The sequence below is a fragment of the Pedobacter sp. AK017 genome, from assembly GCF_014200825.1.
GTDB classification, from domain to species: Bacteria; Bacteroidota; Bacteroidia; order Sphingobacteriales; family Sphingobacteriaceae; genus Pedobacter; species Pedobacter heparinus.
In genome coordinates, this window is sequence record NZ_JACHCW010000039.1 from 1 (window position 1) to 4,573 (window position 4,573).

At 36.2% G+C, this 4,573-nt stretch carries 5 protein-coding genes; all 5 read right to left on the reverse strand.

Annotated features, from left to right (window positions below):
* Positions 1 to 84: S-adenosylmethionine synthetase N-terminal domain-containing protein (locus HDC92_RS24860; protein WP_183877573.1), on the reverse strand; the 84-nt coding region annotated here is incomplete at its 3' end.
* 32 nt (positions 85 to 116) lie between these two features.
* The gene (locus tag HDC92_RS24865) at positions 117 to 1,514 is read right to left on the reverse strand and encodes a gliding motility protein RemB (protein ID WP_255484673.1); all 1,398 of its coding nucleotides are present in this window, start codon (positions 1,512 to 1,514) and stop codon (positions 117 to 119) included.
* Between the two features lie 246 nt (positions 1,515 to 1,760).
* Positions 1,761 to 2,816, reverse strand: coding sequence for a sugar transferase (locus HDC92_RS24870; RefSeq protein ID WP_183877570.1), 1,056 nt, complete (start codon positions 2,814 to 2,816; stop codon positions 1,761 to 1,763).
* Positions 2,817 to 3,055: 239 nt separating this feature from the next.
* The gene (gene rfbA / locus HDC92_RS24875; RefSeq protein WP_183877571.1) at positions 3,056 to 3,916 is read right to left on the reverse strand and encodes a glucose-1-phosphate thymidylyltransferase RfbA; all 861 of its coding nucleotides are present in this window, start codon (positions 3,914 to 3,916) and stop codon (positions 3,056 to 3,058) included.
* Between the two features lie 4 nt (positions 3,917 to 3,920).
* Positions 3,921 to 4,463 carry a dTDP-4-dehydrorhamnose 3,5-epimerase gene (gene rfbC, locus HDC92_RS24880; protein WP_183877572.1) on the reverse strand — a complete coding sequence of 181 codons (543 nt, stop codon included), beginning with the start codon at positions 4,461 to 4,463 and terminating at the stop codon, positions 3,921 to 3,923.
* Positions 4,464 to 4,573 lie beyond the last annotated feature (110 nt).

Here is a 4,573-nt window from a genome sequence, read left to right on the forward strand (position 1 = left end):
ATCGATAAGGGCGTCTGAGATCTGATCTGCTATCTTATCCGGATGACCTTCGGAAACAGATTCTGATGTAAATAAATACGACATTTTAAATAATTGGTTTTGATAAGATTATAAATTTAAAAATCCTGGTATAGGTTCCTGAAAGTGCTGCGCAGACCTAAAGTGAATAAAGCAGTATTAGTGTTTTTCACAACATTAGTTTCTCTTCTTAATACACCACCAAGCTCCAGACGCAGGTTGTATTTGGGATTGAGCAGATAAGAGGCCCTGCCTTCGGCGAAATATAGATTGGTGCCGATGCCCTGGCCTATTCTATTGCCATAATCGGTTACTCTTGCATTGTACCCTTTAAAAATATCTTTACCATAGTTCATGCCATCCGGATCTAATCCATAACGCGCATACATCAGCTGACCTTGCAGGTCAAATCTTTTGTAGCTGTAATTCAGTATTCCCAGCACCTCTTTAAAATTCGCCCCAAAGGGATGTGCCAATGGCTGGTTCATGGCTGCGTAATTAGAAACCCGGTCAAAATGCGCATAAGTATATGGCCTTGCGGTATTGAACTCGGCCAGGTAATTCAGGTTTTCAACCTTAAACAGATCCGAGCCCCTGAATCCTAATTGCAAAGCCCATTTATTAGCCCAATAACCTTTGTTGCCAAAAAATTCCTTTGCTGTGAACTCATCAATCATGAATTGTCCATAGACAGTTGTTTTATCCAGAATCTCATATTTGGCATTGATACCCAATCGCATTTTATCGGGAGAAGTTGTATTTGCCCCCTCTACAGATCTCAAGAAGATAAAGGGATGGATATAGTTGAAATCAAAGCCTCGTTTACCTTCTGGTTCTGCATCAGCCCAGGTTACCGCCTGAAAAAACCCTATAGAAAACCGGTTGGTAGCATTCCAGTCAATGTAATGCATAGCTGCCCATTTGCCTCTATCACCTAAACGTCTGTCATTAGTTAACTTCTCAGCGCCCGGATCCAGCATATAGCCTAAGATGGTTTGATACTGCACATTGCCTAAACTCGCTCTAACTCTTAAAAAAGAATAGTTAGCAGCCACATCAGACAATAACATAGATCGATAACCATCGCCGATAAAGTTTTTGTCATAACCTAAGGCAATGTTCAAATGTTTATTTGGAGTATATGAAAGTAAAGCTGTAACGTAAGACCAGTCTTTTGTTTTTTTGTCCAATTTGCCTGTCATCTCGCTTGGCACTACTCCATTCGTGTTGATAAAATCCGTAATGTAATTGGCAAATATACCCTGGTTCTCAAACCCATTGGTATAAAAAGAAAACTTATCCCCTACAGTACCTCCAATTTGAAAACCTCTTGTATTCTTCCACGTCGCATTGCTGTTTTTAAAATCTTTGCCTATCTGAAAATCAGGCAAAAAATCTGCGTAAACCGTATAGTCATTCCCTTTAAAATTAAGTAAGTGCTCATCGGTAAGCTTTCTGCGTACCCAGGAATGTTTATTCAGCGAATCTATACCCATCCACATTAAGCTTTGGTACCGGTTTACGAGTAAAGAATCATCGGAATAAAAACCTTTGAGGGCAGAATGTGTCCTACTATTTATATTGTAGACTGATCCGTTCAGTTTCTGATAAAATTGATAAGAATAAGGGATATTTACATTGGGCGTTTTATTTTGAGATTTAGTAAATAGTGGGCAAATTAACAATACAACAGATAATCGCAACACATTCATCATTAACTTCTTGACTCTTATCATTTAATACTAATTACTGTCTAAAGTCATTATCACCTTAATTGTCTTATAAAAAATTCTAGCGTCAATAATAGGAGAAAGATTTTTGACGTAGAACAAGTCATATTCCAGCTTTTCAAGATTTTCAAGAGGAGTAGCTTTCGGTCTATTAACTTGAGCCCAACCAGTTACCCCAGGTCTAATAATATGCCTAAGATCATAATATGGATTTTCAATCTTGAATTGCTCAACAATATCATGTTGTTCGGGCCTGGGCCCTATTAAGCTCATCTCTCCTCGCAATATATTTACTAATTGTGGCAATTCATCTATTTTTGTAAGTCTTAAAATTTTCCCAACTCTGGTTATTCTCGCGTCATTTTTTACTGTATGTGATTTATCAGTACTATTAATACGCATAGTCCTAAGTTTAAACATAATAAACGGCACTCCACCTCTTCCTATTCGAGCTTGCTTAAATAATATAGGACCTTTAGAACTAAGTTTTATACCTAATGCCCCCAATAAAACAAAAAATGATGCAAAAGGTATTAATGTTAATGAAATCGCTATATCAAAGGCTCTTTTTAATTTATAAGAACATGTACTTGTATTTATTGAAAAGATATCATCATTCAAATACCAATCCGCTGACAGATGAACTATAGGTGTTCTACCTGTTATCTTTTCGTAAAATGCCACGCTATCATATATTTCCAGGCCCTCAAGTCGTGCGCTAACCAGTTGTTGGATAAAATGGTCCGGTATAACAATTTGCCCAGACGATTCAATAACTATCTTTTTAATTTTTAATCTTTTGATATATTTAACAAGATCAACGTGCTTTTTATCCCAAGTAAACAAGATAGATTTAAAATTTTGGCTAAATTTCGATTCCTGAAATAATTCCTTACATACTACGCCAGGATTTACAAAGAGAATTCTTTTTCTGGCTTTATTATAATAAGCTTCAGTTCTTTTAAAAGTCATATGATTGGTTGAAACACGCTGATGATTCTTAAAACTTGGATTCAAGAATGATTTTCTTATACGATCAGGAGCTAAAGATAAGAAATTCAATTGCATTGCTTCAGATTATTTATAGTTCAACATCTTTGTCAGCAATAATATTGCCAAACAATTAACTTCCATTTAGTTGAATTTGAAACTAATACTAAATCATACTTTTAGATATCAAAAATGCTGCCGATTAATTTACAAAAATCCAAATACCAGTTTACAAAAACAGCTTAATTTTCCTAAATCAAACGTTTGTCCTATATGAAGTACATACCAAGTCTACCATAAAAAAAATGGAGGAGCGTCTATTTAATTAATCTCAACAAATAACTACCATAACCACTTTTCACTAATGGATTTGCAACTGAACGAAGTTGTTCTTCATCAATGAATCCCATTCTGTAAGCCACTTCCTCAATGCAGCCAACTTTTAAGCCTTGGCGTTCTTCTATTACCTCAACAAACTGTCCAGCCTGCATTAATGACCCAAATGTTCCCGTATCCAACCAGGCTGTCCCTCTACTTAATACCCCGACCTTCAGCTTGCCGTTCTCCAGGTAAACTTTATTTACGTCTGTAATCTCATATTCTCCACGTGGAGATGGCTTAATATTTTTAGCGATTTCTACAACACTATTATCATAGAAATATAATCCTGGTACAGCATAGTCTGATTTTGGCAATAATGGTTTCTCTTCTATGGAAATTGCGGTTTTATCTTGATCAAATTCAACGACCCCATAACGTTCAGGGTCCGAAACTCTATATGCGAAAACAATTCCTCCATCCGGATTTGCACTGTTTTGTAGTAACTTCGCCAACCCATCTCCATAGAATATATTGTCTCCTAAAACTAACGCTACTTTATCCATACCAATAAAATCAGCTCCAATTACAAATGCTTGAGCTAACCCATTTGGTTCTGTTTGCACTGCATAAGAGAACTCGCATCCTAAATTTCGCCCATCACCTAACAATTTTTCAAAATTATGAAGATCATGTGGAGTAGATATGATTAAAATCTCCCTTATTCCTGCTAGCATCAATGTTGACAGGGGGTAATAAATCATAGGCTTATCGTAAACCGGCATCATTTGTTTACTCATTAAGAGCGTTAAAGGATGCAATCTGGTTCCGCTTCCCCCTGCTAAAATTATTCCTTTCATAAATTCATCTTTTTAAATTAAAAAAAGGCAATAAAAGATCTTTATCTGCGATTCTCCTATCATTTTCATTAATGATCCAATTTATATTCAGATCAGGAGATGCAAGGTGGAATCCTTGTTCAGCATCCTTATTATAGAAGTTATCACATTTATAGAAGAACTCTGCGGTTTCACTTAAAACAGCAAATCCATGTAGAAACCCTCGTGGTATATACAATTGCAATTTATTTTCCGCACTCAACCGAATTGCTATATGTTTACCATAAGTTGTAGATTCAGGTCTGATATCCACTGCGACATCTAGGACTTCTCCTTGTAAGACCCGAACCAATTTAGCCTGAGCATGTTCTCCTATTTGAGAATGGAGTGCTCTTATCACACCATAAGAAGAATAACTTTGATTATCCTGTACAAAATTAGCCGACATCCCAGTTAAACGTTCAAATGCTCCAGCATTAAAACTTTCAAAAAAATATCCTCTGCTGTCTTCAAATATTCTAGGCTTGATGATCACACAACCCTGTAGTGCTGTTTCTAATATTTCCATTAATTATTATTGTATTGTGTATCATAATAAGCCTGATAATTCCCCGAAGTTACGTTGGAAAGCCATTCTTCATTTTCCAGGTACCAGGCTACCGTTTTTTCCAGGCCTTC

What these genes read in the sequence shown, in the direction of transcription:
- HDC92_RS24870 (WP_183877570.1), bottom strand. Translation starts at nt 2,816, where the DNA reads ATGCAATTGAATTTCTTATCTTTAGCTCCTGATCGTATAAGAAAATCA.
- rfbC (WP_183877572.1), bottom strand. Translation starts at nt 4,463, where the DNA reads ATGGAAATATTAGAAACAGCACTACAGGGTTGTGTGATCATCAAGCCT.
- HDC92_RS24865 (WP_255484673.1), bottom strand. Translation starts at nt 1,514, where the DNA reads ATGGGTATAGATTCGCTGAATAAACATTCCTGGGTACGCAGAAAGCTT.
- rfbA (WP_183877571.1), bottom strand. Translation starts at nt 3,916, where the DNA reads ATGAAAGGAATAATTTTAGCAGGGGGAAGCGGAACCAGATTGCATCCT.